The organism is Enterobacter sp. KB-221C9, from assembly GCF_041320715.1.
Classification (GTDB): Bacteria; Pseudomonadota; Gammaproteobacteria; order Enterobacterales; family Enterobacteriaceae; genus Enterobacter; species Enterobacter asburiae_D.
The window spans coordinates 1-25,019 of the sequence record NZ_JBGIWG010000017.1 but is presented as its reverse complement, the minus strand read 5'-3'; the positions used below and the strand labels follow the sequence as shown (position 1 = coordinate 25,019).

At 59.2% G+C, this 25,019-nt stretch carries 25 protein-coding genes and 1 riboswitch; of the genes, 12 read left to right on the top strand and 13 right to left on the bottom strand.

Features of this window, described 5'->3' with window-relative positions:
- Window positions 1-66: 66 nt before the first annotated feature.
- Entirely contained in the window at window positions 67-1,452 is a 1,386-nt protein-coding gene (gene rhlE / locus AB8846_RS20160; protein WP_370733515.1) for an ATP-dependent RNA helicase RhlE, read from the bottom strand.
- Window positions 1,453-1,659: 207 nt separating this feature from the next.
- On the opposite strand from rhlE, the gene cecR reads away from it, so the two are divergent.
- The 5 genes from cecR to AB8846_RS20135 are packed head-to-tail and all read left to right on the top strand — an operon-like array spanning window position 1,660 to window position 7,300.
- Window positions 1,660-2,337: a transcriptional regulator CecR gene (cecR, locus tag AB8846_RS20155; protein ID WP_370733514.1), complete on the top strand. Its 678-nt coding sequence runs from the start codon at window positions 1,660-1,662 to the stop codon at window positions 2,335-2,337.
- Window positions 2,334-3,329 (top strand): secretion protein HlyD, encoded by a 996-nt coding sequence (hlyD, locus tag AB8846_RS20150; RefSeq protein WP_370733513.1) that lies wholly within the window; start codon window positions 2,334-2,336, stop codon window positions 3,327-3,329. Before cecR ends, hlyD begins: the two co-directional genes overlap by 4 nt.
- Window positions 3,322-5,061: an ATP-binding cassette domain-containing protein gene (locus AB8846_RS20145; protein ID WP_370733512.1), complete on the top strand. Its 1,740-nt coding sequence runs from the start codon at window positions 3,322-3,324 to the stop codon at window positions 5,059-5,061. Before hlyD ends, AB8846_RS20145 begins: the two co-directional genes overlap by 8 nt.
- On the top strand, window positions 5,051-6,184 hold the full coding sequence (locus AB8846_RS20140) for an ABC transporter permease (RefSeq protein WP_370733511.1): 1,134 nt from the start codon (window positions 5,051-5,053) through the stop codon (window positions 6,182-6,184). The genes AB8846_RS20145 and AB8846_RS20140 overlap by 11 nt, the downstream gene beginning before the upstream one ends.
- A 9-nt stretch (window positions 6,185-6,193) precedes the next feature.
- On the top strand, window positions 6,194-7,300 hold the full coding sequence (locus AB8846_RS20135) for an ABC transporter permease (RefSeq protein ID WP_023334981.1): 1,107 nt from the start codon (window positions 6,194-6,196) through the stop codon (window positions 7,298-7,300).
- On the opposite strand, the gene AB8846_RS20130 is transcribed toward AB8846_RS20135, so the two are convergent.
- A complete protein-coding gene (locus AB8846_RS20130; RefSeq protein ID WP_014883088.1) occupies window positions 7,262-7,672 on the bottom strand; it encodes a YbhQ family protein in 411 nt (136 codons plus the stop codon). The genes AB8846_RS20135 and AB8846_RS20130 overlap by 39 nt on opposite strands.
- Window positions 7,673-7,805: 133 nt before the next feature.
- Between AB8846_RS20130 and AB8846_RS20125 the strand changes: the two genes are divergently transcribed.
- The 3 genes from AB8846_RS20125 to AB8846_RS20115 are packed head-to-tail and all read left to right on the top strand — an operon-like array spanning window position 7,806 to window position 10,764.
- Entirely contained in the window at window positions 7,806-8,567 is a 762-nt protein-coding gene (locus AB8846_RS20125; protein WP_023334979.1) for an endonuclease/exonuclease/phosphatase family protein, read from the top strand.
- Entirely contained in the window at window positions 8,564-9,802 is a 1,239-nt protein-coding gene (gene clsB, locus AB8846_RS20120) for a cardiolipin synthase ClsB (protein WP_370733510.1), read from the top strand. The genes AB8846_RS20125 and clsB overlap by 4 nt, the downstream gene beginning before the upstream one ends.
- The gene (locus AB8846_RS20115; RefSeq protein WP_370733509.1) at window positions 9,802-10,764 is read left to right on the top strand and encodes a lysylphosphatidylglycerol synthase domain-containing protein; all 963 of its coding nucleotides are present in this window, start codon (window positions 9,802-9,804) and stop codon (window positions 10,762-10,764) included. Before clsB ends, AB8846_RS20115 begins: the two co-directional genes overlap by 1 nt.
- A 106-nt stretch (window positions 10,765-10,870) precedes the next feature.
- On the opposite strand, the gene AB8846_RS20110 is transcribed toward AB8846_RS20115, so the two are convergent.
- The 6 genes from AB8846_RS20110 to moaA form a co-directional block, all read right to left on the bottom strand.
- Window positions 10,871-11,578, bottom strand: a complete 708-nt coding sequence (locus tag AB8846_RS20110) for a Bax inhibitor-1 family protein (protein ID WP_370733508.1) — start codon at window positions 11,576-11,578, stop codon at window positions 10,871-10,873.
- Window positions 11,579-11,642: 64 nt separating this feature from the next.
- Window positions 11,643-12,095 (bottom strand): molybdopterin synthase catalytic subunit MoaE, encoded by a 453-nt coding sequence (gene moaE / locus AB8846_RS20105; RefSeq protein ID WP_370733507.1) that lies wholly within the window; start codon window positions 12,093-12,095, stop codon window positions 11,643-11,645.
- A gap of 1 nt (window position 12,096) precedes the next feature.
- Window positions 12,097-12,342 carry a molybdopterin synthase sulfur carrier subunit gene (moaD, locus tag AB8846_RS20100; RefSeq protein WP_153656188.1) on the bottom strand — a complete coding sequence of 82 codons (246 nt, stop codon included), beginning with the start codon at window positions 12,340-12,342 and terminating at the stop codon, window positions 12,097-12,099.
- The gene (gene moaC / locus AB8846_RS20095; RefSeq protein WP_063143113.1) at window positions 12,335-12,820 is read right to left on the bottom strand and encodes a cyclic pyranopterin monophosphate synthase MoaC; all 486 of its coding nucleotides are present in this window, start codon (window positions 12,818-12,820) and stop codon (window positions 12,335-12,337) included. Before moaC ends, moaD begins: the two co-directional genes overlap by 8 nt.
- Before the next feature lie 3 nt (window positions 12,821-12,823).
- Entirely contained in the window at window positions 12,824-13,336 is a 513-nt protein-coding gene (moaB, locus tag AB8846_RS20090; protein WP_111963818.1) for a molybdenum cofactor biosynthesis protein B, read from the bottom strand.
- A 24-nt stretch (window positions 13,337-13,360) separates the two neighbouring features.
- Complete coding sequence (moaA, locus tag AB8846_RS20085) at window positions 13,361-14,350, bottom strand: GTP 3',8-cyclase MoaA (protein WP_370733506.1); 990 nt, start codon at window positions 14,348-14,350, stop codon at window positions 13,361-13,363.
- Window positions 14,338-14,471, bottom strand: a riboswitch (molybdenum cofactor riboswitch). Its footprint overlaps the gene before it by 13 nt.
- A 225-nt stretch (window positions 14,472-14,696) precedes the next feature.
- On the opposite strand from moaA, the gene yvcK reads away from it, so the two are divergent.
- Entirely contained in the window at window positions 14,697-15,605 is a 909-nt protein-coding gene (yvcK, locus tag AB8846_RS20080) for a uridine diphosphate-N-acetylglucosamine-binding protein YvcK (protein WP_063143116.1), read from the top strand.
- 93 nt (window positions 15,606-15,698) lie between these two features.
- On the opposite strand, the gene uvrB is transcribed toward yvcK, so the two are convergent.
- Window positions 15,699-17,714, bottom strand: a complete 2,016-nt coding sequence (uvrB, locus tag AB8846_RS20075) for an excinuclease ABC subunit UvrB (protein ID WP_331412960.1) — start codon at window positions 17,712-17,714, stop codon at window positions 15,699-15,701.
- Between the two features lie 752 nt (window positions 17,715-18,466).
- Between uvrB and AB8846_RS20070 the strand changes: the two genes are divergently transcribed.
- Window positions 18,467-19,189, top strand: a complete 723-nt coding sequence (locus tag AB8846_RS20070) for an ABC transporter ATP-binding protein (protein WP_370733505.1) — start codon at window positions 18,467-18,469, stop codon at window positions 19,187-19,189.
- On the opposite strand, the gene bioD is transcribed toward AB8846_RS20070, so the two are convergent.
- From bioD to bioB, 4 genes are read right to left on the bottom strand one after another with little or no spacing between them, the layout of a single operon-like run.
- On the bottom strand, window positions 19,152-19,853 hold the full coding sequence (bioD, locus tag AB8846_RS20065) for a dethiobiotin synthase (protein ID WP_331412963.1): 702 nt from the start codon (window positions 19,851-19,853) through the stop codon (window positions 19,152-19,154). The two genes, AB8846_RS20070 and bioD, sit on opposite strands and share 38 nt — an antisense overlap.
- Window positions 19,846-20,601: a malonyl-ACP O-methyltransferase BioC gene (bioC, locus tag AB8846_RS20060; RefSeq protein ID WP_370733504.1), complete on the bottom strand. Its 756-nt coding sequence runs from the start codon at window positions 20,599-20,601 to the stop codon at window positions 19,846-19,848. The genes bioD and bioC overlap by 8 nt, the downstream gene beginning before the upstream one ends.
- Entirely contained in the window at window positions 20,585-21,742 is a 1,158-nt protein-coding gene (gene bioF, locus AB8846_RS20055) for an 8-amino-7-oxononanoate synthase (RefSeq protein ID WP_063143121.1), read from the bottom strand. Before bioF ends, bioC begins: the two co-directional genes overlap by 17 nt.
- Window positions 21,739-22,779 (bottom strand): biotin synthase BioB, encoded by a 1,041-nt coding sequence (bioB, locus tag AB8846_RS20050; RefSeq protein ID WP_063143122.1) that lies wholly within the window; start codon window positions 22,777-22,779, stop codon window positions 21,739-21,741. The genes bioF and bioB overlap by 4 nt, the downstream gene beginning before the upstream one ends.
- Window positions 22,780-22,847: 68 nt before the next feature.
- On the opposite strand from bioB, the gene bioA reads away from it, so the two are divergent.
- Both bioA and AB8846_RS20040 read left to right on the top strand, forming a co-directional pair.
- Window positions 22,848-24,155 carry an adenosylmethionine--8-amino-7-oxononanoate transaminase gene (gene bioA, locus AB8846_RS20045; protein ID WP_370733503.1) on the top strand — a complete coding sequence of 436 codons (1,308 nt, stop codon included), beginning with the start codon at window positions 22,848-22,850 and terminating at the stop codon, window positions 24,153-24,155.
- Window positions 24,156-24,203: 48 nt separating this feature from the next.
- A complete protein-coding gene (locus tag AB8846_RS20040; protein ID WP_014831139.1) occupies window positions 24,204-24,680 on the top strand; it encodes a kinase inhibitor in 477 nt (158 codons plus the stop codon).
- The last annotated feature ends 339 nt before the right edge of the window (window positions 24,681-25,019 follow it).

The following is a 25,019-nucleotide window of genomic DNA, read 5'->3' as shown; positions in this document are numbered from 1 at the left end:
CTATTGTGGCACTTTCTCTTCGCTGCCGCAAAAAGAAAAGCCCGGCTTTACGACCGGGCTTCCAGATTACTGCGGGTTAGCAGGCTTGCGCGGGCGGCGTCGACGCTGCCCATCTCCTGCCGGTTTCCCTTCGCCGCTGCGCCACGGGCTTTCACCCGCCGGCTTAGCATCGTTGTTACGGCGTGGAGGTTTGCCGGATGATTTCGGCGCGCCGCCTTCGGCACGACGCGGCTGCTGACCGCGACCGCCGCCGCCCTGACCGCGTCCACCACCACCCTGACGACCGTTCTGAATCGGCTCGGCTTTGATCGACGGGTCCACTTCGTAACCCGGGATTTCGATGCGCGGGATCTCTTTCTTCAGCAGGCGTTCGATGTCGCGCAGCAGCTTGTGCTCATCCACGCAGACCAGAGAAAGCGCTTCACCGGTTGCCGCCGCGCGGCCGGTACGGCCGATACGGTGAACGTAGTCTTCCGGCACGTTTGGCAGCTCGTAGTTCACCACGTGCGGCAGCTCTTCGATATCCAGGCCACGGGCAGCGATGTCGGTCGCCACCAGCACGCGGATATCGCCGGACTTGAAGTCCGCCAGCGCACGGGTACGCGCGCCCTGGCTCTTGTTACCGTGGATCGCCGCGCTGCGGATGCCGTCTTTATTTAGCTGCTCCGCCAGGTGGTTGGCACCGTGCTTGGTGCGGGTAAAGACCAGCACCTGCTGCCAGTTACCCTGACCGATCATCTGGGAGAGCAGTTCCCGCTTGCGCTTTTTATCAACAAAGTGAACGTGCTGGGTCACCTGCTCGGAGGCGGTGTTGCGACGCGCCACTTCCACTTCCAGCGGGTTATGCAGCAGCTTTTCCGCCAGCGCCTTGATCTCGTCGGAGAAGGTCGCGGAGAAGAGCAGGTTCTGACGACGCGCAGGCAGCTTCGCCAGCACGCGGCGAATGTCGTGAATAAAGCCCATGTCGAGCATGCGGTCGGCTTCGTCCAGCACCAGAATTTCAACCTGGTCCAGCTTAACCGCGTTCTGATGCTCCAGATCCAGCAGGCGACCTGGGGTAGCAACCAAAACGTCAACGCCGCTGCGCAGCTTCATCATCTGCGGGTTGATGCTGACCCCGCCGAAGACCACCAGCGAGCGAATGTTGAGATAGCGGCTGTACTCACGCACGTTCTCACCAATCTGGGCTGCCAGCTCACGGGTTGGGGTAAGAATAAGGGCACGAACCGGACGACGGCCTTTGGCGTGCTGCTGGTTTTTTACCAGCAGCTCTAACAGCGGCAGCGTAAAGCCCGCGGTTTTACCGGTACCGGTCTGGGCGCTGGCCATCAGGTCACGACCCTGCAGGACGGCAGGGATCGCCTGCTGCTGGATTGGGGTTGGCTCAACGTAGCCCTGCTCTGCGATCGCGCGCAGAATTTCTGGGTTCAGGCCAAGGGAATCAAAAGACATAAAAACTCCGAACCGCCCCGACCATCACAGGTGTAGTTTTCAGGGAGATATAACGAATAGGGGAGGACAAAAACCACAATGTCGCGAAGGGGCGGAGTGTAGCAGCTTTTGTGACGTGGCGCATAAAATATCCCTCAGCATTCCCTCGACGTTAGCGTGAATCAGGCATAATCTTAATCAATCGATTGATTAATTCTTAATGCCGCTATGAATACGACACCCACAACAACCAAAGGTGAACAGGCCAAAAATCAGCTTATCGCCGCCGCGCTGGCGCAGTTTGGTGAGTACGGCCTGCATGCGACCACGCGCGATATTGCCGCGCTGGCCGGGCAGAACATTGCGGCCATTACCTACTATTTTGGCTCAAAAGAGGATTTATATCTCGCCTGCGCCGAGTGGATCGCCGATTTCATCGGCACGCAGTTTCACCCGCACGTTGAGGAAGCTACCGCGCTGCTCGGCCAGCCGTCGCCCGATCGCGCCGCCGTTCGCCAGCTTATTCTCAATGCCTGCCACGACATGATCCGCCTGCTGACGCACGACGATACGCTCAACCTGAGCAAGTTTATCTCCCGCGAGCAGCTCTCCCCGACGGTCGCCTACCAGCGGGTACACGATCGGGTGATTGAGCCAATGCACTCGCACCTGACCCGGCTGATCGCCGCCTATACCGGTCGGGATGCCGGTGATACCGAGACAATTTTGCATACCCACGCCCTGCTGGGTGAAATCCTTGCCTTCCGTCTGGGCCGGGAAACCATCCTGTTACGCACCGGCTGGACACAATTTGATGAGGATAAAGCCGCGCAGATTAGCCAGGTCATCGCCTGTCATCTCGATCTGATCCTGCAAGGCTTAACGCAAAGGAGCCTGAAGTCATGAAAAAACCTGTCGCCATCATTCTGGTGGTTGTTGTTTTGCTTGCCGCTGGAGTCGGTGGATGGCTGTGGTATCAGAGCCATCAGGACAAAGGCCTGACGCTGTACGGTAACGTGGATATTCGCACGGTGAACATGAGCTTCCGCGTGGGCGGACGTCTCGCCTCGCTGAACGTGGACGAAGGCGATGCCATTAAAACCGGACAGACGCTGGGGATGCTGGATAAAGCCCCCTATGAGAACGCGCTGATGCAGGCCAAAGCAGGCGTGTCCGTCGCTCAGGCGCAGTATGACCTGATGCTGGCAGGCTATCGCGACGAAGAGATCGCCCAGGCCGCCGCCGCCGTTAAGCAGGCGCAAGCCGCCTATGACTACGCGCAGAACTTCTACGCGCGCCAGCAGGGGCTGTGGAAAAGCCGCACCATTTCCGCCAACGATCTGGAAAATGCGCGCTCGTCCCGCGACCAGGCGCAGGCCACGCTGAAGTCCGCGCAGGATAAATTAAGCCAGTACCGCACCGGTAACCGCGCGCAGGATATCGCCCAGGCGAAAGCCAGCCTTGAACAGGCGCAGGCGCAGCTGGCGCAGGCAGAGCTGGATCTGCACGACACCACCTTAGTCGCGCCGTCTGACGGCATGCTGATGACCCGCGCCGTGGAGCCGGGCAGCATGCTCAGCGCGGGCAGTACCGTCTTAACCCTTTCCCTGACCCGTCCGGTCTGGGTACGCGCCTACGTTGACGAGCCGAATCTCGGCCAGATGCAGCCGGGCCGCGAGCTGCTGCTCTATACCGACGGTCGCCCGGACAAGCCGTATCACGGCAAAGTGGGCTTTGTCTCCCCTACCGCCGAGTTCACGCCGAAAACCGTTGAAACGCCGGACCTGCGCACCGACCTGGTGTATCGCCTGCGCATCATCGTGACCGATGCGGACGACGCGCTGCGTCAGGGTATGCCCGTCACCGTAAAAGTAGACAGCGGGGAACGACATGAATGACGCGGTTATTCAGCTCAACAATCTGGTCAAACGCTTCTCGGGAATGGACAAACCGGCCGTCGCGCCGCTGAACTGCACCATCCAGAAAGGCTATGTGACCGGGCTGGTCGGCCCGGATGGGGCGGGCAAAACCACGCTGATGCGGATGCTGGCGGGGCTGCTGAAGCCGGATGAAGGATCGGCCCGCGTGCTCGGCCTTGACCCGATCGAGGATGACGGTGCGCTCCACGCCATGCTCGGCTATATGCCGCAGAAGTTTGGCCTGTACGAAGATCTGACGGTGATGGAAAACCTCAACCTGTACGCCGACCTGCGCAGCGTCACCGGCGAAACGCGACAGAAAACCTTCGCGCGCCTGCTGGAGTTTACCTCCCTCGGACCGTTCACCGACAGGCTGGCGGGCAAGCTTTCCGGCGGGATGAAGCAGAAGCTGGGGCTGGCCTGCACGCTGGTCGGCGAGCCGAAGGTCCTGCTGCTGGATGAGCCCGGCGTCGGCGTTGACCCCATTTCGCGCCGTGAATTGTGGCAGATGGTGCACGAGCTGGCGGGCGACGGGATGCTGATCCTCTGGAGCACCTCCTACCTTGACGAAGCGGAACAGTGCCGGGACGTGCTGCTGATGAACGAAGGCGAGCTGCTTTATCAGGGCGAGCCGACGACGCTGACGCAGAGCATGGCCGGACGCAGCTTCCTGCTGCACAGCCCGCAGGAGTCCAACCGCAGGCTGCTGCAGCGGGTGCTCAGGCTGCCGCAGGTCAGCGACGGGATGATCCAGGGCCGCTCGGTGCGCATTATTCTCAAAAAAGAGGCCACCGCCGACGACATTCGCCAGGCGCAGGGGATGCCTGAGATCGAGATAGAAGAGACCGCACCCCGCTTTGAGGATGCGTTTATCGACCTGCTGGGCGGCGCGGGTACGTCAGAGTCGCCGCTTGCAGCCATTCTGCATACGGTGGAAGGCACGCCGGGCGAAACGGTGATCGAAGCAAAATCGCTCACCAAAAAGTTCGGGGATTTCGCCGCCACCGATAACGTCAATTTCGCGGTTAAACGCGGCGAGATTTTTGGCCTGCTCGGGCCGAACGGCGCGGGAAAATCAACCACCTTTAAGATGATGTGCGGCCTGCTGGTGCCGACGTCCGGCAAGGCGCTGGTGCTGGATATGGACCTGAAGGTCAGCTCCGGCAAGGCGCGCCAGCATCTCGGGTATATGGCGCAGAAGTTTTCGCTGTACGGCAACCTGACGGTCGAGCAGAATCTGCGCTTTTTCTCCGGCGTGTACGGCCTGCGCGGGCGCGCGCAGAACGAGAAAATCCGCCGCATGAGCGACGCCTTCGCGTTAACCAACATTGCCTCCCACGCCACCGACGCGCTGCCGCTCGGCTTTAAGCAGCGGCTGGCCCTGGCCTGCTCGCTGATGCACGAGCCGGACATTCTGTTTCTGGATGAACCGACCTCGGGCGTTGATCCCATTACCCGCCGCGAGTTCTGGCTACATATCAACAGCATGGTGGAAAAAGGGGTGACCGTGATGGTGACCACCCACTTCATGGACGAGGCGGAGTACTGCGACCGCATCGGGCTGGTGTATCGCGGCAAGCTGATTGCCCACGGCACCCCGGACGACCTGAAAAACCAGGCCGCCGACGATGAGGTCCCGGACCCGACCATGGAGCAGGCGTTTATCACCCTCATCCACGACTGGGATAAGGAGAATGCCCATGCGCAGTAAAGCCCTTTCCTGGCGCAGGGTGCGCGCGCTGTGCATTAAAGAGACGCGGCAGATCGTGCGTGACCCCAGCAGCTGGCTGATTGCGGTGGTGATCCCCCTGCTGCTGCTGTTTATCTTTGGCTACGGCATTAACCTGGACTCCAGCAAGCTCCGGGTCGGGATTTTGCTGGAGCAGCAGAGCGAAGAGGCGCTGGACTTCACTCACGCCATGACCGGCTCGCCCTACATCGACGCCACCATCAGCGACAGCCGGCAGGAGTTGATCCAGAAAATGCAGGCCGGGAAAATTCGCGGTCTGATCGTCATTCCGGTGGATTTCGCCGCCAATATGGCGCGGGCGAATACCGAGGCGCCGATCCAGGTGATCACCGACGGCAGCGAGCCGAACACCGCCAACTTCGTGCAGGGCTACGCGGAGGGGATCTGGCAGCTCTGGCAGATGCAGCGCGCCGAAGACCGGGGCGAGACGTTTGAACCGCTCATCGACGTGCAGACGCGCTACTGGTTTAACCCTGCCGCCATCAGCCAGCACTTTATTATTCCGGGCGCGGTGACGATTATCATGACGGTAATCGGCGCGATACTGACCTCACTGGTCATCGCCCGCGAGTGGGAGCGCGGCACCATGGAGGCGCTGCTCTCTACCGAAGTCACGCGCGTCGAGCTGCTGCTGTGCAAGCTCATCCCCTACTATTTCCTCGGCATGCTGGCGATGCTGCTCTGTATGCTGGTGTCAGTCTTTATCCTCGGCGTGCCGTATCGCGGCTCGCTGGTCGTGCTGTTCTTTATCACCAGCCTGTTTTTACTCAGCACGCTGGGCATGGGGCTGCTCATCTCCACCATCACCCGCAACCAGTTTAACGCCGCGCAGGTGGCGCTGAACGCCGCTTTTCTGCCGTCGATTATGCTGTCCGGGTTTATCTTCCAGATAGACAGTATGCCTGCGGTGATCCGCGCCGTGACCTACATCATCCCGGCGCGCTACTTCGTGAGCACGCTGCAAAGCCTGTTCCTGGCGGGGAATATTCCGGTTGTGCTGATTATCAACACCCTGTTTTTGATGGCGTCGGCGGTGATGTTTATCGGGTTGACGTGGATGAAAACCAAACGGCGGTTAGATTAAGGAGCGCGCATGTTTCACCGTTTATGGACGTTAATACGCAAAGAGCTGCAATCCCTGCTGCGCGAGCCGCAAACCCGCGCCATTCTGGTCTTGCCGGTGCTGATCCAGGTTTTACTGTTCCCGTTTGCCGCCACTCTTGAGGTGACCAACGCCACCATTGCCATTTACAACGAAGACAACGGCAAACATTCCGTCGAGCTGACGCAGCGTTTTGCGCGTGCGAAAGCCTTTACCCACATCCTGCTGCTGAAAAGCCCGCAGGCGATCCAGCCCACCATCGACACGCAAAAAGCGCTGCTGCTGGTGCGGTTCCCGGCGGATTTCTCCCGTAATCTGGATACCTTCCAGACCGCACCGATGCAGCTGATCCTCGACGGACGCAACTCCAACAGCGCCCAGATAGCGGCCAACTATCTGCAGCAGGTGGTGAAGGATTACCAGCAGGAGCTGATGGACGGCAAACCGAAGCCCAACAACAGCGAGCTGGTGGTGCGTAACTGGTACAACCCGAATCTGGACTACAAGTGGTTCGTGGTGCCGTCGCTGATCGCCATGATCACCACCATCGGGGTGATGATCGTGACCTCCCTGTCCGTCGCCCGCGAGCGCGAACAGGGCACGCTGGATCAGCTGCTGGTCTCCCCGCTCGCCACCTGGCAAATCTTCGTCGGCAAAGCGGTGCCGGCGCTGATCGTCGCGACGTTCCAGGCCACTATCGTGCTGGGGGTGGGTATTTGGGCCTACCAGATCCCGTTCGCCGGTTCGCTGGCGCTGTTTTACTTCACCATGGTGATTTACGGGCTGTCGCTGGTGGGGTTTGGACTGCTAATCTCGGCGCTCTGCTCGACGCAGCAGCAGGCGTTTATCGGGGTATTCGTCTTTATGATGCCCGCGATTTTGCTCTCGGGTTATGTTTCGCCCGTCGAGAATATGCCGGTATGGCTACAGGATCTGACGTGGGTAAATCCGATTCGGCACTTTACCGACATCACTAAGCAAATCTATCTGAAGGATGCGAGTCTGGATATTGTCTGGGGAAGTTTGTGGCCGCTACTGGTCATAGCGGCCACGACGGGCTCAGTGGCGTACGCGATGTTTAGACGCAACATTGCGTAGCTTTTTCTCTTTGGTCAGCAACGAGACGACCGCAGGCCCTGCAAGGATTGCCAGACCCGCGAGGGCCAGCAGCAGGTTGTTTTGCAGCACGCGCGACAGCAGCCACAGGACGATCATCGCTGCACCAAAATACCAGGTGGTGGTGAGCTCTTCGAGCACATCACCCACCTCGCGCCAGCGCGCTTCGTGGTGGCGCTGTAAGAACAGCATCGACAGCACGGTGACGCCATAAAGGACGCATAGCCCCAGGCCAACACGCACCAGCGTGCCGCTCATCCAGCCCATCACCAGTACGGCCACGACCAGTAAATGCAACATTATCTGCCAGCAACTCAGGCCAGTTGCGACACGAACACGTTGTTGCCACTTCATGGCTTCTCTCCTGAAGGATTTTTCTCTGCTTAATCAGACTACCGCACTTTACGGAAAATTCCGTAACGCCGCATCTTTTTGTGACGCCGACTACACTTTATTTTCATTGGGATAGTCACTCAGGAAAGAGCTTATGACTCAAAAAATGCAGCATTTCTCGCTTAAGGTGCTGACGATAAACATTCATAAGGGCTTCACAGCATTTAATCGCCGCTTCATTTTACCGGAGCTGCGCGACGCGGTACGCACCGTCAGCGCGGATATTGTCTGCCTGCAGGAGGTGATGGGCGCACACGAAGTGCATCCGCTCCACTTTGAGAACTGGCCCGACACGCCGCACTATGAATTTCTGGCCGACACCATGTGGAGTGATTACGCCTACGGTCGCAACGCGGTCTACCCGGAAGGGCATCACGGCAACGCGGTGCTGTCCCGTTACCCCATTGAGCATTACGAAAACCGCGACGTTTCCGTCGGGGAAAGCGAAAAACGCGGCCTGCTTTACTGCCGCATTACCCCGCCCGACCTCGAGCGACCCGTCCATGTCGGCTGCGTTCATCTGGGCCTTCGCGAAGCCCATCGTCAGGCGCAGCTGAAAATGCTGGCCGAATGGGCTAACGCCCTTCCCGAAGGTGAACCGGTGGTCGTGGCGGGCGATTTCAACGACTGGCGACAGCGGGCAAACCATCCGTTGAAGGTGGATGCCGGACTGGAAGAGATTTTTACTCGCGCTAACGGCAGGCCTGCGCGCACCTTCCCGGTCCGTTTCCCCCTGCTTCGGCTTGACCGCATCTACGTGAAAAATGCCCACGCCAGCAGTCCCACCGCCCTGGCGCTTCTTAACTGGCGACATCTTTCCGACCATGCCCCGCTCAGCGCGGAGATCCACCTATGAAATGTTCCTGGCAGGAAGGCAACCGGATCACGCTGCTGGTCAACGGAGACGAGTACTACCCGGCCGTGTTTAAGGCGATTGATAACGCTCAGCAGAAGGTGATCCTCGAAACCTTTATCTGGTTCGAAGATAACGTCGGCAAGCAGTTGCACAGCGTGCTGCTGCGCGCCGCCCAGCGCGGCGTCAAAATTGAAGTGCTGCTTGATGGCTATGGCTCGCCGGATCTCAGCGATGCGTTTGTGAATGAATTGACCTCCGCGGGCGTGGTGTTCCGCTACTACGATCCCGGCCCTCGCCTGTTCGGCATGCGTACCAATCTTTTCCGCCGTATGCACCGCAAAATCGTGGTGGTGGATGAGACGGTGGCGTTTGTCGGCGGCATCAACTACTCCGCTGAGCATATGTCAGACTACGGTCCGGAAGCGAAGCAGGACTACGCCATTCGCATTGAAGGCCCGGTGGTGCAGGACATCTTACTGTTTGAGCTGGAGAACCTGCCGGGTAAAGAGGCCGCTCGCCGCTGGTGGAGACGCCGCCATCGCCCGGAAGAGAACCGGAAGCCCGGCGAAGCGCAGGCCCTTTTCGTCTGGCGGGACAACGGCGAGCACCGTGACGACATTGAACGTCATTATCTCAAGATGCTCGCCAACGCGAAGCGTGAAGTGATTATTGCTAACGCCTACTTTTTCCCGGGCTATCGCCTGCTGCACGCCATGCGCAATGCGGCCCGGCGCGGCGTACGCGTGAAGCTGATTGTGCAGGGCGAGCCGGATATGCCGATAGTCAAAGTCGGCGCGCGGCTGCTGTATAACTATCTCGTGAAGGGCGGCGTACAGATTTACGAATATCGCCGTCGGCCGCTGCACGGCAAAGTCGCGCTGATGGACGATCACTGGGCCACCGTGGGCTCCAGTAACCTCGATCCGCTGAGCTTATCGCTCAACCTTGAAGCCAACCTGATCATTCACGATCGCCAGTTTAACCAGACCCTGCGGGATAACCTGCAGGCGTTGATCGTTAACGACAGCGTGCGCGTGGACGAATCCATGGTCCCTAAACGTACCTGGTGGAATCTGGGCATCAGCGTGGTGGTGTTCCACTTTCTGCGTCATTTCCCGGCCATGGTCGGCTGGCTGCCGGCGCATACGCCTAAGCTTGCGCAGGTGGACCCGCCGGTACAACCGGAAATGGAAACCCAGGACCGTATTGAAGCGGAAGATGGAGGCAAACCCTGATGTCAAAATCGCATCCGCGCTGGCGGCTGGCAAAAAAGATCCTGACCTGGCTGTTTTTTATTGCGGTCGCGGTTCTGCTGGTGGTCTACGCGCAGAAAGTTGACTGGGAAGAGGTGTGGAAAGCCATCCGCAACTATAACCGGATGGTGCTGCTGGGCGCTGTGGGGCTGGTTATTGTGAGCTACCTGATGTACGGCTGCTACGACCTGCTGGGCCGCGCTTACTGCGGCCACAAGCTGGCCAAACGTCAGGTTATGCTGGTGTCGTTTATCTGCTACGCCTTTAACCTGACGCTGAGCACCTGGGTCGGCGGCATTGGCATGCGCTATCGCCTTTATTCGCGGCTCGGCCTGCCGGGCGGGACCATCACGCGCATCTTCTCGTTAAGCATCACCACCAACTGGCTGGGCTATATTCTGCTCGGCGGGGTGATCTTCACCATCGGCGTGGTGCAGTTGCCCACGCACTGGTACATCGACGAGGCCACGCTGCGCATTCTGGGCATCGTACTGCTGCTGATTATCGCCGTTTATCTGTGGGCCTGCGCCTTTGCCAGACGCCGCCATATGACCATTAAAGGGCAAAAGCTGGTGCTGCCCTCGTGGAAGTTTGCGGTGCTGCAGATGGCCGTCTCCAGCGCCAACTGGATGGCGATGGGGGCCATTATCTGGCTGCTGATTGGCGAGGACGTAAATTACTTCTTCGTGCTGGGCGTGCTGCTGGTGAGCAGTATTGCAGGCGTGATTGTGCATATTCCGGCGGGGATCGGCGTGCTGGAGGCGGTTTTTATTGCCCTGCTGGCCGGGGAGCATGTCTCTCAGGGAACGATTATCGCCGCCCTGCTGGCGTACCGCATGATCTATTACTTCCTGCCGCTGGCGCTGGCAACGGTCTGTTATCTGGTGCTGGAGAGTCGGGCGAAGAAGCTGCGGGCGAAGAACGAGAGGATGTTGGCGAAGTGAATAAGTCGGGTGGGGGGGGGGGGGGGGACCCCCCCCCCGGGGGGGGGGGGGGGGGGGGGGGGGGGCCCCCCGCCCCCCCCCCCCCCCCCCACCCGGCAAAACAACCTTAACGACGGTTGCCGAAAATACGCAGCAGCATCAGGAACAGGTTGATGAAGTCCAGATACAGCGTCAACGCCCCCAGAATTGAGTATTTGCGCAGGTTAGCACTGTCGCGCACGTCAATCTGCTCGCCGATGTTTTTCAGCTTCTGGGTGTCGTAGGCCGTCAAGCCAACGAACACCACCACCCCGATGTAGGTCACGGCCCACATCAGCGCGTCGCTCTTCAGCCACAGGTTTACCAGCGACGCCAGCACAATCCCAATCAGCCCCATAAACAGCATGCTGCCTAAACCGCTCAGATCGCGCTTCGTGGTGTAACCGTAGAGGCTCATCACGCCGAACATCCCGCCGGTCACCACAAAGGTGCTGGCGATGGAGGAGTAGGTGTAAACGATAAAAATACTGGAAAGCGTCAGCCCGGTTAGCGCCGAATAGAGCATAAACAGCGTGGTCGCCATTCCGGCACTCAGCTTTTGCACCAGGCCAGAAAGCACAAACACCAGCGCCAGCTGCGCGATAATCAGCCCAAAGAAGGTGATTTTGCTGGAAAAGATAAACATCATCAGTTCAGGCGTGTTCGCCGCATACCACGCGATAAACGCGGTAAGCAGCAGGCCGACCGTCATCCAGCCGTACACCTGAGCCATATACGTCTGCAGGCCGCTACGGGTCTGCTGTACTATTGAATCGGAACGCGGAAATCGGTCCATGATTCACTCCTGATTAAGTTTAAGTAGACACACACGTTAAGATTAACACATCCACGTAAACCGACTACCAACGGCTGGCGGCTTGTTTATCGCTGTCGCGCGATTCCACCCAGCGGTCACCTTCCGGCGTGGCTTCACGCTTCCAGAACGGGGCTTTGGTTTTGAGATAGTCCATCATGAACTCCCCTGCCGCAAACGCGCTGCCGCGGTGCGCGCTGGTCACCCCGACGAAGACAATCTCCTCGCCGGGCCACATCTCGCCGATGCGGTGAATCACCGTGACGCGGCCAAGCGGCCAGCGGCCCCGCGCCTCGTCGACAATCTCCGCCAGCGATTTCTCGGTCATCCCCGGATAGTGCTCCAGCGTCAGCGCCTTCACGCTGTCACCGAGGTTGTGGTTGCGCACTTTGCCGGTGAAGGTGACAACTGCGCCGTCTTCATCGCGTTCCGCCAGCCAGCTGTATTCGGTCCCCACGTTAAAACGCTCGGGCCCCACCAGAATTCGGGTTTCAGCCATCTTAGCCCCCTGTCACCGGCGGGAAGAAGGCCACCTCATCGCCTTCATTCAGCGGATGGGTGAACTCCACCAGCGTCTGGTTAACGGCGGCCAGCAGCTTGCCTTCGTCCAGCGCCAGCGCCCAGCGGTCGCTTTGTGCCGCAAGATGCGCGCGCAGGGCAGCGACGTTTTCAAAGGACGCGTCCAGCGTCAGGCTGTCGGTATTTACCAGCTCGCGCACCTGGGCAAAAAAGAGCACCTTAATCATGGCTGTCCACCTTAAAATCACCGGATTTGCCGCCGCTTTTTGCCAGCAGGCGAACCGGGCCAATCACCATATCTTTCTGCACCGCTTTGCACATGTCGTAGATGGTCAGCGCGGCAACGGAAGCCGCCGTCAGCGCTTCCATCTCTACGCCGGTTTTCCCGGTTAAGCGGCAGAGTGACTCAATGCGCACGCGGCTCTGCTCCGGCTGCGCCTGCAGGTTCACTTCCACCTTGCTCAGCATCAGCGGGTGGCACAGCGGAATGAGATCCCAGGTGCGCTTGGCGGCCTGAATACCCGCGATGCGCGCGGTGGCAAAGACGTCGCCCTTATGGTGGCTGCCGTCGATAATCATCGCCAGCGTTTCCGGCTGCATAGTGACGAACGCTTCCGCGCGCGCCTCGCGCACCGTTTCGGCTTTGGCGGAAACATCCACCATATGCGCTTCACCGGCGGCGTTAATGTGGGTCAGTTGTGACATAGCTTATTTCTTTAAATGGGGATGGAAATTACACGGACGGGTGCGGGCATCCAGCTGCGGGGCGATGATGTTTTCCCACGCGGTGCGGCAGGCTTTGGTCGAACCCGGCATGGCGAAAATCAGGGTTTTGTTAGCCACCCCGGCAACGGCGCGCGACTGGAGCGTAGAGGTACCAATCTCTTCAAAGGAGAGCATGCGGAACACTTCGCCGAAGCCTTCCACCTCGCGGTCAAACAGCGGGATCAGCGCTTCGGGGGCCTGATCGCCTGCGGTAAAGCCGGTGCCGCCAGTAATCAGCACCACCTGCACCTCATCGCTGGCGATCCACTGAGAGACCTGAGCGCGAATGGCGTAGCGGTTCTCCTTCACGATCGCTTTATCAACGATGCTGTGCCCGGCGTCATGGGCCGCATCGCGCAGCCAGTGGCCGGAGGTATCATCCTCTTCGCCACGGCGGTCGGAAACGGTAAGGATAGCAATGCGTGTCGGGATAAATTCTGCGCTTACCTGACTCATCTTCTGATTCCTTCTTAAGCCTGATTACCCGCCGATGTAGGACAGGTTCTGAGTAATGCCGGTATTGCCCTGATGCAGGAAGTGGGTCTGTTTTTTATGCGTCAGCGCTTCAGAAATGCGTGCTTCAAGCGCGTCCTGCTGCGCATCGTCTTCCAGCAGATCGCGAAGGTCCACGCCGCCGTCGCCGAAAAGACAAAGATGGAGCTTGCCAACGGAGGAGACGCGCAGGCGGTTGCAGCTGGCGCAGAAGTCTTTCTCATAGGGCATGATAAGCCCGATCTCACCTTCGTAATCCGGGTGGCAGAAGACCTGCGCCGGGCCGTCGCTGCGCTGGCGAATCTGATGGATCCAGCCGCGTTTCAGCAGCGCGTCGCGCAGCACCATGCCGGAGATGTGATGGCGACGGAACAGCTCGCTGCCCTCGCCGGTTTCCATCAGCTCAATAAAACGCAGCTGAATGGGGCGGGATTGGATCCACGCCAGGAAGGTATCCAGCTGATGATGGTTCACATCACGCATCAGTACCGTGTTGACTTTGACTTTTTCGAAGCCTGCCGCAAATGCCGCGTCGATACCGTCCATGACCTGCTGGAATTTATCCTGGCCAGTAATGGCGTAGAACTGACGGGCGTCCAGACTATCGACGCTGACGTTGATCGCCGTCAGCCCCGCATCGCGCCAGTTCGCCACGTCACGCGCCATGCGGTAGCCGTTGGTGGTCACGGCAATCTGGCGGATACGTTCATTTTCACGCACGGCGGCAATGATGTCGGGGAAATCACGGCGCAGAGAGGGTTCACCGCCGGTCAGACGCACTTTTTCGGTGCCGAGCTCAGAGAAGGCGCGCGTGACGCGCCGCACTTCATCCACGGAGAGAAAGCCGTTATTGGTGACGCTGCCCGGTTTGTAGCCATCGGGCAGGCAGTAGGTGCAACGGAAGTTGCACACATCGGTAATCGACAGACGTAAGTAGTAAAACTTACGCGCGAAAGCATCAGTAAGTTGTGAAGCCATGTACACCTTTCCAAATCGGGAGGCACAGTCATTTCTTTCTGTACCCTGGTGGCATATTCGCCACGGCCAGAGCGCCATATCTTTCGACACAGGCACAAGGGCTAGAGTGTATGTTTTCAATTTTGAAAACGTGGTTAGGGCGATAGTAGCGCGGAAATTCTGACGGCGCCATTATCGCTTTTCGCTATATAATTATCTATATAGCGAATCAATCCTGCATTTTCGCTACAGAATACCTAAAAATCGCATTTTCACATTGATATACGTCATTTTGCATCGGGTGAGGCATCGTCTTTTAGGGGTAGTTAGGTTACTGTTACGCGATCGAACGTGATAAGGAATACGTATGCGCAATCGCACTTTTGCGGATCTTGACCGAGTGGTCGCTCTTGGCGGAGGACACGGCTTAGGCCGGGTTATGTCCTCTTTGTCGTCACTCGGCTCAAGGCTGACAGGGATAGTGACCACCACCGACAACGGCGGCTCAACCGGGCGCATTCGTCGTGCCGAAGGCGGCATTGCCTGGGGAGATATGCGCAACTGTCTGAACCAGTTAATTACCGAGCCAAGCGTCGCGTCGGCGATGTTTGAGTACCGTTTTGGCGGTAATGGCGAACTTTCCGGGCATAACCTCGGAAATCTGATGTTAAAGGCGCTTGATCACCTGAGCGTACGGCCTCTGGAAGCCATCAACTTAATCCGTAATCTGCTCAAAGTGGACGCATTCCTGATCCCCATGTCTGAACAACCGGTTGACTTGATGGCAATCGACGCCGAAGGGCATGAAGTTTACGGCGAGGTGAATATTGACCAGCTCCTCCTGCCGCCAACGGAGTTAATGACCTATCCGAGCGTACCCGCCACGCGAGAAGCGGTGGAGGCCATCGGGGAAGCGGATCTTATCCTGATCGGTCCTGGCAGTTTTTACACCAGCCTGATGCCCATTCTGCTGGTGAAAGAGCTGGCGCAGGCGCTGCGCCGCACCCCTGCCCCGATGGTTTACATCGGTAATCTGGGACGTGAACTGAGCCCGGCGGCGGCAAGCCTGTCGCTGGCAGATAAACTCAATTTGATGGAGCATTACGTCGGCAAGAAAATCATTGACGGCGTAGTCGTGGGCCCAAAAGTGGATGTGTCAGGGATTGGCGATCGTCTGGTGGTGCAGGAGCCGCTGGAGGCCAGCGATATCAAGTATCGCCACGACCGTCACCTGCTGCGCGAGGCGCTGGAGAAGGCGATTCAGGCGCTGGGTTAGCAAAAACCCCCCGGTGGCGCTGCGCTTACCGGGGGTACAAAAGACGCTAACCCCGTAGGCCCGGTAAGCGCAGCGCCACCGGGCAAAACCCACTCACGATGCCGCGATGAAAAGATCCCGCAGCTGATGTAGCTGGTCGCGGATCTGCGCCGCTTCTTCGAACTCCAGATTCTGCGCGTGCTGCATCATCTGCCCTTCCAGCTCGTGGATTTTCTGCTGCAGCGCTTTCGGCGTCAGCACGACGGTATCTTCTTCCACCACTGAACGCGCCTTGCCGCGACCTTTCGCTTTGGTTTTGGCAATGTTCTGACCCAGCGCCAGAATATCCACCACCTTCTTGTTCAGCCCCTGCGGTGTGATGCCGTGCTCTTCGTTGTATCGCTGCTGCTTCTCGCGACGGCGCTCCGTTTCGCCAATTGCTTTCGCCATCGACGGAGTGATTTTGTCACCGTACAGAATCGCTTTCCCGTTGACGTTACGCGCCGCACGGCCAATGGTCTGGATCAGGGAGCGTTCAGAACGCAGGAAGCCCTCTTTATCCGCATCCAGAATCGCCACCAGCGAGACCTCCGGCATATCCAGGCCTTCTCGCAGCAGGTTGATCCCCACCAGCACGTCAAACTCGCCCAGACGCAGGTCGCGGATAATCTCCATGCGCTCCACGGTATCAATATCCGAGTGCAGATAGCGCACCTTCTCGCCGTGCTCTTCGAGATACTCGGTGAGGTCTTCCGCCATGCGCTTGGTGAGTGTGGTTACCAGCACGCGCTCGTTAATGGCGGCACGGGCGCGGATCTCGGAGAGCAGATCGTCCACCTGCGTCGCCACGGGACGCACCTCGATAATCGGGTCCAGCAGCCCGGTCGGACGCACAACCTGATCGACAACGTCTTCACCGGATTTCTCCAGCTCGTAGTTGCCCGGCGTGGCCGAGACGTAAATGGTTTGCGGTGCCAGCGCCTCAAACTCTTCAAACTTCATCGGACGGTTATCCAGCGCTGACGGCAGGCGGAATCCGTACTCCACCAGCGTCTCTTTACGCGCCCGGTCACCGCGGTACATCCCGCCGATCTGCGGGATCGTAACGTGGGATTCGTCGATCACCAGTAGACCATCTGCTGGCAGATAATCAAACAGCGTCGGCGGCGGCTCGCCCGGCCCGCGCCCGGAGAGGAAGCGCGAGTAGTTTTCAATGCCGGAGCAGTAGCCCAGCTCGTTCATCATCTCAAGGTCGAACTGGGTACGCTGGCTCAGGCGCTGCTCTTCCAGCAGCTTATTGTTCGCCAGCAGCACCTTACGGCGCTCGGCCAGCTCCACTTTGATCTCTTCCATCGCCTGCACGATACGCTCGCGCGGCGTCACGTAGTGCGTTTTCGGGTAAATAGTGAAACGCTGGATCACCGACTCAACGTGTCCGGTCAGCGGGTCGAAGAGCGACAGGCGTTCAACCTCTTCGTCAAACAGCTCGACGCGCAGCGCCATATCGTCCGATTCCGCCGGGAAGATATCGATCACCTCACCGCGTACGCGGAAGGTGCCGCGCTGGAACGCCTGATCGTTACGGGCATACTGCAGCTCCGCCAGACGACGGACGATGGCGCGCTGGTCGATGATCATCCCCTGCGTCAGGTGCAGCATCATCTTGAGATAGAGATCCGGATCGCCCAGACCGTAGATCGCGGAAACCGATGCGACGACGACCACATCGCGACGCTCCAGAAGCGCCTTGGTGGCCGACAGTCGCATCTGCTCGATGTGTTCGTTCACCGAGGCATCCTTCTCGATGAAGGTGTCAGAGCTCGGCACATAGGCTTCAGGCTGGTAGTAATCGTAATAGGAGACGAAATACTCCACCGCATTTTCCGGGAAGAACTCTTTCATCTCGCCGTAAAGCTGCGCGGCCAGGGTTTTATTGGGTGCCAGCACCATCGTTGGGCGCTGGAGATCCGCAATCACGTTGGCGATGGTGAACGTTTTACCCGAGCCGGTTACCCCCAGCAGCGTCTGGTGCGCCAACCCATCTTCCAGCCCCTCTTCCAGACGACGGATCGCCTCAGGCTGATCGCCAGATGGACGGAAAGCAGAATTCAATTTGAACGGTTTACTCATGGGCGACAACCTGATGACGTTATAAGCGGCAGGTGAGTAATTTTACTCGTTGTTGCCAGGAATGCCAGTAAAAAACACTGGATGAAAAACCAGTGGCATGTCAGGATATTTAGCATAACGCCTGAAGGATTGGTGCGATAACGGCCAAAATTTGGACTGTGACAATATAAAACACCAGTCAGGTGAGGTTATCCCCAGAACTTTTTCTTTTTTAACATTTGTCAAGCCAGGTAATGATAGTTTTGTGGCAACGGGTGACACTTTCATGACGGGAATTGCTTTTATCTAAGCAGTTAAATAATAAACGATATTTTCTAAAGCCGCGTTTCGCGTCAATTTGGGCGTAAGCCGCGTCTTCTCTCGCTTATCGCGTGTTTTCTAACTCTAATACACATGGTTATCCACAGGAATAGTGGATAACTGCTTCCAGCCCATGCAGAGTGGCGCTCGGCAAATTCCCGGTTTTTCCCACGAGACGGCAGTAAAAAATTTTTATAGCTCTTTTTTGATGATTAACAGTTGTGTCATTCATAACCAACCGATGGGATCTTGCTCACATTTTCATCATTTCGGGCACTGCACCACAACTCACCACCACCAGCACCGTCGATGTGCAATTCCCTTTTTTCTCAGCCTCTCTGCGGTGACTTATTCCTAAAAAAGCCGTTTTTTTAAACACTTTTCGGTTTCTGGCAGGGGTTTTGCAGACTCAAACTCGAGCCTCACCTACACACATTTTTAAGGAGAGAAAGATGTTGAGTCTGCGTGCTGTGAATCAGTTTTACGGAAGCCAACATACGCTATGGAACGTGAATTTGGATTTTCCGCAAGGGATGTGTACAGGCGTCGTTGGCCTGCCGGGAATGGGGAAAACCACCCTCATGAATTGCATCGCAGGGAGAGTGCCCGTCGAAAGCGGCAGCATCATCTGGCATGAGGCGGGCGCGCCGCCGCGCGACTTGCTTAACCTGCCGCCAGAACAGCGTTCAGGGCCGGGGATAGGCTATGTCCCGCAGGACAGGCGGATCTTCTCCCAGCTAACGATTGAGGAGAATCTGCATATCGCCATGCGGGCGATGGGGAAACCCAACCCGGAAGCGAAAAGTGACGTTTACGACCTGTTTCCGGCGCTCTACGCGTTGCGACAGACCCGCGCCAATGCGCTCTCTCCGGACGACCAGTACCAGCTGGCGCTGGCTAATGCGCTGGTGAACCGTCCTCACCTGCTGATCCTCGATGAGCCTCTGCACGGCGCAGGACACAGCTTCGCCCAGAAGCTGGGGCAGCTGCTGGTGCGCTTAAACCGGGAGTTAGGTATGACGGTGCTGTTAGCGGAGCAGCAGCTGTCGTTTATCCGCCGGGTTGCGGACCGTTTCTGCATGCTCTATCGCGGGCGTAACGTGGCGCAGGGCCACGTTAACGAACTGGATGACGAGCTTATCGCGCACTGGATGTCGCGGGAAGCAAGACGCTGAGATCGAGATAACGCCCGGTTTCGGCATTTTCCGCGCCGTCAGCAAGCCAGGGAATTTCCCCGAGGCACGGGGCGGGAAGTACACGCCTGAGCGTCGCCAGATACTCCTGGTGTCGTTTACCTGGCGCAACCACGTCGTTGGCTATCCAGCCCGCCAGACGCAGCCCGGCCTGCTGTACGGCCTGCGCGGTCAACATGGCGTGATTGATGCAGCCCAGCTTGACGCCAACGACCAAAATGACCGGAAGCTGCTCCGCCTGCACCCAGTCGGCAAACGTCTGCGCGTCCGAAAGCGGCGTAAACCAGCCCCCTGCACCTTCCACCAGCACCCAGTCGGCCTGGCCTTCCAGCGTCCGTAACCCGGCAGACAGCACCGCGAAATCAATCGGACGACCTTCGTCAGCGCTGATTATATGCGGCGAGGTCGGCTCGGCAAAGGTGTACGGATTGACCGCTGAATAGGCGAGTTCAAGCGTGCTGTTACGCTGGAGCGCCAGCGCGTCGGTGTTGCGTAACCCTTCCGGCGTCATCTCGCTGCCGGACGCAACCGGCTTATACCCGGCGGTGTTTTTCCCAAGCTTTCGTGCCGCCTGCAGCAGCGCCGCGCTGGCAACCGTTTTGCCCACTTCCGTGTCCGTGCCGGTAACAAAATAACGTTCAGTCACGTTCGATAACCCCATGAAAAAGTTGATAAGAGAGCGGGAAATGCCCCCGCTGCTGCGGCCAGGCCAGCTCCAGACGCTGCAGCTGGCCCCGGGTCAGCGGTTTTCTCTCCCGCCCGGCATGCAGGTGCGTGGCCCCGATGCCCTTTAGCGAGCGCATCGCGCTGAACGCATCGCTAAAATTGAGGGTGATGGTCTGCACCGTGCTGCGGTAGCGCCAGCCTGCCAGCGCCTGCGTCACCTGCTCATACGATAAAAAGCGGTTAGCGTGCGGTTGCTCATCCACCGCTTTCCACGCCTGATTCAGCTCCGGCAGCGAACTTTCCAGCAGGGTGGTAAAAGCCACCTTCCCGCCCGGTCGCGCCACGCGATAAAGCTCGCGCAGGGCCTGCGGCAGGCTGCTGCACCACTGGACCGCCAGATGACTCCAGACCAGATCAAACTGCGCATCCGCCAGCGGGATCGCCTCGATATCGGCCAGCAGATAGCGATCCGCGGCCTGCCGCTGACGCGCCTCGTCGAGCATCTGCTCTGAGAGGTCGATAGCCGTGACCTGGCTTCCCGCTCCGCGCCAGTAGCGGCTGTTGCTGCCGGGACCACAGCCGGCGTCCAGCACCTGCGAAAAACGGTTCTCGCCAAGCGCGGCCAGAAGCCCCTGCGCGCTCTGACGCTGCAGTTCATCGTGCTGCGAATAGCTCTGCGCGGCGCGACCAAATGCCGCCGCAACGGCCTGTTTATTCACCGGCAACATGGAGCGCCTCCAGCAGCGTCTGGATATCCCGTGCTTCATGCGCCGCCGTCAGGGTTAAGCGCAGCCGCGCGGTACCCGGCGGGACCGTTGGCGGGCGGATAGCGGTCACCCACATGCCCCGCTCGCGCAGCGCCTGCGCCAGCGCCAGCGCGCGGCCGTTTTCGCCGACAATCACCGGCTGGATAGCGCTCTGCGAATCGGGACTGTGGAAGGGCAGCGGCGCCAGCCCCTGGCGGAAGCGGGAGATATGCTCTGCCAGCCGCTGGCGACGTTCATCCCCTTCTGCGCTGCGGATCACCGCCAGCGACGCAGACAGCGCCACCGCCTGCGCCGGGGGCATGCTGGTGCTGTAAATCAGATGTCGGGCAAACTGCAGCAGATAGTCAGCGACGGACTCGCTGCACAGCACGGCGGCGCCGCTGACGCCAAACCCTTTGCCGAAGGTGACAATCAGCAGCTCCGGCTTCACGTTTTGCTGATGCGCGCTGCCGCGACCTTCGTCGCCCATTACGCCAATCCCGTGGGCATCGTCCACCAGCAGCCAGGCGTTTTGCCGCTTTGCGGCCTCGTGCAGCGCGGCAAGCGGCGCGCTGTCGCCGTCCATGCTGAACACCCCTTCCGTGACCGCTAGCTGCTGTCCGTCGCAGGGTTTATCCAGCAGCGCGGCAAGCTGCCCCGCATCGTTATGGGCAAAGCGGCGCAGCTGCGCCGGGCTTAAATTTGCCGCCTCCAGCAGCGAGGCGTGGCTCAGGCGGTCAGCGACAATGCGGTCCTCTTTTTCCATCAGGGCGGTAATGACCGCCTGATTCGCGGCAAAGCCAGAGATAAAAAGCAGCGCGCGCGGGTAGTCGAGCCAGTCGGCAAGCGCTTCCTCAAGCGCCTGATGCGCCGTGGTGTAGCCGCTGACGTGTCCCGAGCCGCCGCTGCCCACGCCAAACCGCTCCGCCCCCTGCTGCCAGGCGCGGACGATGGCCGGATGCTGGCTCAGCCCGAGATAGTCGTTGCTGGAGAAATTACAAAACTGCCGCCCGTCGCGGGTAAGAAAACGGCCCGCGCCGTTTTCCACCACACTGCGAACGCGAAACGCCTCTGCCGCCCGGCGTTCGTCCAGCGCGGTATTCACTCGTGCCTGCCAGGTCATACGGCTGCCGCGTTGTAGAACTGGTCGGTGTCGGCGTTGAAAATCTGCTGCTCCAGCTGCTGCTGTTGCTCGTTATCGCCCGTCAGCACCTCGGTCTGATGCGGGTTAAGCCCCAGCTTGCGGAACAGCTGAACGTCTTTGTCCTCTTCCGGGTTCGGCGTGGTCAGCAGCTTGCAGCCGTAGAAGATGGAGTTGGCTCCGGCCATAAAGCACATCGCCTGGGTTTGCTCGCTCATCTGCTCGCGACCGGCGGAGAGGCGCACGAAAGAGGTCGGCATCATGATGCGCGCCACCGCGATGGTGCGAATAAAATCAAACGCATCCACGTCGTCGTTATCCGCCAGCGGCGTACCCTTGACCTTCACCAACATGTTGATCGGCACGCTTTCCGGCGGGGTCGGCAGGTTCGCCAGCTGCAGCAGCAGGCCAGCGCGGTCTTTCACCGTTTCGCCTAAGCCCACGATACCGCCGGAGCAGACCTTGATCCCCGCGTCGCGCACTTTATCCAGCGTGTCCAGACGCTCCTGATAGGTTCGCGTGGTGATGATGTTGCCGTAAAACTCCGGCGAGGTGTCGAGGTTGTGGTTGTAGTAGTCCAGCCCCGCGGCGGAGAGGCGCTGTGCCTGCTCGTCGTTCAGCGTGCCGAGCGTCATACAGGCTTCGAGGCCCATCTCCTTCACGCCCTTCACCATCTGCTCCAGATACGGCATGTCGCGATCGTGCGGGTTCTTCCACGCCGCGCCCATGCAGAAGCGGGTCGAACCGGCGTTTTTCGCCTTGCGCGCCGAGTCGAGCACCTGCTCCACTTCCATCAGCCGTTCGGACTCCAGGCCGGTTTTGTAGCGCGCACTCTGCGGGCAATATTTGCAGTCTTCAGGACAGGCACCGGTTTTGATCGACAGCAGCGTGCTGACCTGAACGTGGCGGGGATCGAAGTGCTGACGATGCACCTGTTGGGCTTCGAACATCAGCTCAAGGAAAGGTTTGTTGAATAATTCAGTGACTTGCGACATCGTCCAGCGTGCGTGGTGAGCCATCGGGCTTCTCCAAAGGGTTTTGTTAATTTTCGGTTCGGTTTATACTCGTAAACCTAAAACTTTTCAAAATGGTTTACAAGTCGATTATGACCCAGGACGATCTCGCCTTCGACAAGCAGCATATCTGGCACCCTTACACCTCCACCACCCGCCCCCTTCCCGTCTATCCGGTGGCTTCGGCCCACGGCTGCGAGCTGCACCTCGCCAGCGGCGAGCGGCTCGTTGACGGGATGTCCTCCTGGTGGGCGGCCATTCACGGGTACAACCACCCGCGCCTGAATGCGGCGATGAAGGCGCAGATTGACCAGATGTCGCACGTGATGTTTGGCGGAATCACCCATCAGCCCGCGGTGGATTTATGCCGTCGCCTGGTGGCGATGACGCCTGAATCGCTGGAGTGCGTGTTCCTGGCCGATTCCGGCTCCGTGGCGGTGGAAGTGGCGATGAAAATGGCGCTGCAGTACTGGCACGCGAAGGGCGAAACGCGCCAGCGGTTCCTCACCTTCCGCAACGGCTATCACGGGGATACCTTTGGGGCGATGTCGGTGTGCGATCCGGATAACTCCATGCACAGCCTGTGGAAAGGCTATCTGCCGGAAAACCTGTTTGCCCCTGCCCCGCAGAGCCGCTTCGACGGCGAGTGGAACGAGATGGACATGGTCGGTTTCGCGCGGCTGATGGCGGCGCATCGCCATGAAATCGCCGCCGTGATCCTTGAGCCGATTGTGCAGGGCGCAGGCGGAATGCGGATGTACCACCCGGAATGGCTGAGGCGTATTCGCAAGATGTGCGACCGCGAGGGCATTCTGCTGATTGCCGATGAGATCGCCACCGGCTTTGGCCGCACCGGCAGGCTGTTTGCCTGCGAGCATGCGGGTATCGCTCCGGATATTCTGTGTCTGGGTAAAGCGCTGACCGGCGGCACCATGACGCTCTCCGCCACGCTCACGACCCGCCACGTTGCCGACACCATCAGCGACGGCGAGGCGGGCTGCTTTATGCACGGCCCGACGTTTATGGGTAATCCTCTCGCCTGCGCCGTCGCAAGCGAAAGTCTGGCCATTCTGGAAAGCGGCGAGTGGCAGACACAGGTGGCGGCGATTGAGGCGCAGCTGAAAGAGGCGCTGAGCGCCGCCTCGGGCGAGAATTTTGTGGCGGACGTTCGCGTGCTGGGCGCCATCGGGGTGATTGAAACCACCCATCCGGTGAATATGGCGGTGCTGCAGCGCTTCTTCGTGGAACGCGGCGTCTGGGTGCGGCCTTTTGGCAAGCTTATCTACCTGATGCCGCCGTATAGCATTACCCCGGAGCAGCTGCGTAAATTAACCGACGCGGTCGTAACAGCCGTTAACATTCCCGCGCATTTCACGATTTAACCCTATGCATTACACTTGCTGAACGAGCGATCAACGAGGGTAAATCGTATGAAAATCATCAGTAAAGATCTGCGCGACGGTGAAAAACTGCCGGAACGCCACGTATTCAACGGCATGGGGTATCAGGGAGACAATATCTCCCCGCACCTGGCGTGGGACGATGTTCCGGCCGGAACCAAAAGCTTTGTCGTGACCTGCTACGACCCGGATGCGCCTACCGGCTCCGGCTGGTGGCACTGGATTGTGGCGAACCTGCCTGCCGACACGCGCGTCCTGCCGCAGGGCTCTGGTTCAGACCTGGTTGCCCTGCCTGAAGGCGCCATTCAGACCCGCACCGACTTTGGTAAAGCGGGCTACGGCGGCGCGGCGCCGCCAAAAGGGGAAACCCACCGCTATATCTTCACGGTGCACGCGCTGGATGTGGAGAAGATTGAGGTCGATGAAGGGGCGAGCGGCGCGATGGTAGGGTTTAACGTGCATTTCCATTCGCTGGGGAGCGCGTCGATTACGGCGATGTATTCATAAAAAAAGCCGGGTGGCGGCTTCGCCTTACCCGGCCTACATTTCGCACGCGTAGGCCCGATAAGCGCAGCGCCACCGGGCAAAAATTACAGCCCGAAGGTAACAGCCCCACCAGCCGCCCTTCTTCCAGAAGCTGCATCGCCTGGCGCATAAAAAAAGCCGGGTGGCGGCTACGCCTTACCCGGCCTACATTTTGCACGCGTAGGCCCGACAAGCGCAGCGCTACCGGGCAAAAATCACAGCACCGGCGGTAACAGCCCCACCAGCCGCCCTTCTCCCAGAAGCTGTATCGCCTGGTGCATAAAAAAGCCGGGTGGCGGCTTCGCCTTACCCGGCCTACAT

Coding starts and splice junctions, on each gene's coding strand:
- rhlE (WP_370733515.1), bottom strand. CDS start 1,452: ATGTCTTTTGATTCCCTTGGCCTGAACCCAGAAATTCTGCGCGCGATC.
- cecR (WP_370733514.1), top strand. CDS start 1,660: ATGAATACGACACCCACAACAACCAAAGGTGAACAGGCCAAAAATCAG.
- hlyD (WP_370733513.1), top strand. CDS start 2,334: ATGAAAAAACCTGTCGCCATCATTCTGGTGGTTGTTGTTTTGCTTGCC.
- AB8846_RS20145 (WP_370733512.1), top strand. CDS start 3,322: ATGAATGACGCGGTTATTCAGCTCAACAATCTGGTCAAACGCTTCTCG.
- AB8846_RS20140 (WP_370733511.1), top strand. CDS start 5,051: ATGCGCAGTAAAGCCCTTTCCTGGCGCAGGGTGCGCGCGCTGTGCATT.
- AB8846_RS20135 (WP_023334981.1), top strand. CDS start 6,194: ATGTTTCACCGTTTATGGACGTTAATACGCAAAGAGCTGCAATCCCTG.
- AB8846_RS20130 (WP_014883088.1), bottom strand. CDS start 7,672: ATGAAGTGGCAACAACGTGTTCGTGTCGCAACTGGCCTGAGTTGCTGG.
- AB8846_RS20125 (WP_023334979.1), top strand. CDS start 7,806: ATGACTCAAAAAATGCAGCATTTCTCGCTTAAGGTGCTGACGATAAAC.
- clsB (WP_370733510.1), top strand. CDS start 8,564: ATGAAATGTTCCTGGCAGGAAGGCAACCGGATCACGCTGCTGGTCAAC.
- AB8846_RS20115 (WP_370733509.1), top strand. CDS start 9,802: ATGTCAAAATCGCATCCGCGCTGGCGGCTGGCAAAAAAGATCCTGACC.
- AB8846_RS20110 (WP_370733508.1), bottom strand. CDS start 11,578: ATGGACCGATTTCCGCGTTCCGATTCAATAGTACAGCAGACCCGTAGC.
- moaE (WP_370733507.1), bottom strand. CDS start 12,095: ATGGCTGAAACCCGAATTCTGGTGGGGCCCGAGCGTTTTAACGTGGGG.
- moaD (WP_153656188.1), bottom strand. CDS start 12,342: ATGATTAAGGTGCTCTTTTTTGCCCAGGTGCGCGAGCTGGTAAATACC.
- moaC (WP_063143113.1), bottom strand. CDS start 12,820: ATGTCACAACTGACCCACATTAACGCCGCCGGTGAAGCGCATATGGTG.
- moaB (WP_111963818.1), bottom strand. CDS start 13,336: ATGAGTCAGGTAAGCGCAGAATTTATCCCGACACGCATTGCTATCCTT.
- moaA (WP_370733506.1), bottom strand. CDS start 14,350: ATGGCTTCACAACTTACTGATGCTTTCGCGCGTAAGTTTTACTACTTA.
- yvcK (WP_063143116.1), top strand. CDS start 14,697: ATGCGCAATCGCACTTTTGCGGATCTTGACCGAGTGGTCGCTCTTGGC.
- uvrB (WP_331412960.1), bottom strand. CDS start 17,714: ATGAGTAAACCGTTCAAATTGAATTCTGCTTTCCGTCCATCTGGCGAT.
- AB8846_RS20070 (WP_370733505.1), top strand. CDS start 18,467: ATGTTGAGTCTGCGTGCTGTGAATCAGTTTTACGGAAGCCAACATACG.
- bioC (WP_370733504.1), bottom strand. CDS start 20,601: ATGTTGCCGGTGAATAAACAGGCCGTTGCGGCGGCATTTGGTCGCGCC.
- bioF (WP_063143121.1), bottom strand. CDS start 21,742: ATGACCTGGCAGGCACGAGTGAATACCGCGCTGGACGAACGCCGGGCG.
- bioB (WP_063143122.1), bottom strand. CDS start 22,779: ATGGCTCACCACGCACGCTGGACGATGTCGCAAGTCACTGAATTATTC.
- bioA (WP_370733503.1), top strand. CDS start 22,848: ATGGTTTACAAGTCGATTATGACCCAGGACGATCTCGCCTTCGACAAG.
- AB8846_RS20040 (WP_014831139.1), top strand. CDS start 24,204: ATGAAAATCATCAGTAAAGATCTGCGCGACGGTGAAAAACTGCCGGAA.